Here is a 1188-nt window from a genome sequence, read left to right as displayed (position 1 = left end):
GCCGCGTCGCTGCTCTGCCTGGCGTTGCTGACCATCGCGCTGGCCACCCCCACCCACGACATGCGCATCCCGCGCAACCGCGCCGTCGTGATGCTCGTCATCGACATGTCACAGTCGATGCGGGCGACCGACGTCGAACCCAACCGGCTCAAGGCCGCCGAACAGGCGGCCAGCCAGTTCGCCAGCCAATTGACGCCCGGCATCAATCTCGGGCTCGTCGGTTTCGCCGGCACCCCGTATTTGCTGGTGCCACCCACCCCGCAACACCAGGCGACCCTCGACGCGCTGAAGAAGCTGGACTTCGCCGACAGCACGGCCACCGGCCAAGCCATCTTCACCGCCCTGCACGCGATCGGTGCGACGGCGGTCACCGGCGGCGACAACCCGCCGCCGGCCCGCATCGTGCTGCTTTCCGACGGCCGCGAGAACAAGCCGTCCAACCCCAGTGACCCGCACGACGGTGTCTACACCGCGGCGCCGAGAACGTGCCGCTGGACCCCAACGCCCCGCAGGGGGCGTTCACCGCGGCCCGGGCCGCCAAGGGCCAGGGCGTGCAGATCTCGACGATCTCGTTCGGCACCCCGTACGGCACCGTCGACTACGAGGGCGCCACCATTCCGGTTCCGGTGGACGATCAGACCCTGCAGAAGATCGGCGAGATCACCGACGGCCAGGCCTTCCACGCCGACAGCCTGGACTCGCTGGAGAACGTGTACACGACGCTGCAGCGCCAGATCGGCTACGAAACCGTCAAGGGCGATGCCAGCCTGGCCTGGATGCTGCTCGGTGCCGTCGTGATGGCCGGCGCCGTGCTGGCCGGCCTGCTGCTGAACCGCCGGCTGCCCGCCTGATACGCGCTAGGTCGGCAGGCGCCGATTGATCAACAGCGCCAACGCGGTCGCGATCAGTGCGGCCAGCACCCCGAGGCGCAGCCAGCCGGCGCTGCCCGGGCCCGGCACCGTGCGGTAACCGATCTCGTTCTCGATCGCGTTGTAGCTCTTTTCGAGCTCGCCGAGGTTGGTGGCGGTGTAGGGCTGCCCGCCGGAGAGTCTGGCGATCGTCTTCATCTGGTCGGTCGACACCGGGACCGCGACGCGCTGCCCGTCCATCTCGATCTCACCGCCCTTGGTTCCGAACGAGATCGTCGAGATGGGCACGCCCTGGCCCTTGGCCAGGCGCGCCGCGGTG

The 1188-nt window shown here is 69.3% G+C and carries 2 pseudogenes; one reads left to right on the top strand and one right to left on the bottom strand.

Annotation, left to right across the window (positions count from 1 at the left end):
• Positions 1 to 851: pseudogene (locus A5775_RS10870) on the top strand (VWA domain-containing protein); the annotation flags it as partial.
• Positions 852 to 857: 6 nt separating this feature from the next.
• Here A5775_RS10870 and A5775_RS10865 read toward each other — a convergent pair.
• A pseudogene (locus tag A5775_RS10865) lies at positions 858 to 1188 on the bottom strand (hypothetical protein); the annotation flags it as partial.

Origin of the sequence: Mycobacterium sp. 852002-10029_SCH5224772 (assembly GCF_001667315.1) — a bacterium.
In the GTDB taxonomy this organism is placed as follows: domain Bacteria; phylum Actinomycetota; class Actinomycetes; order Mycobacteriales; family Mycobacteriaceae; genus Mycobacterium.
Note: the sequence above shows the minus strand (reverse complement) of the source record. Positions and strands in the feature narration are given on the sequence as shown.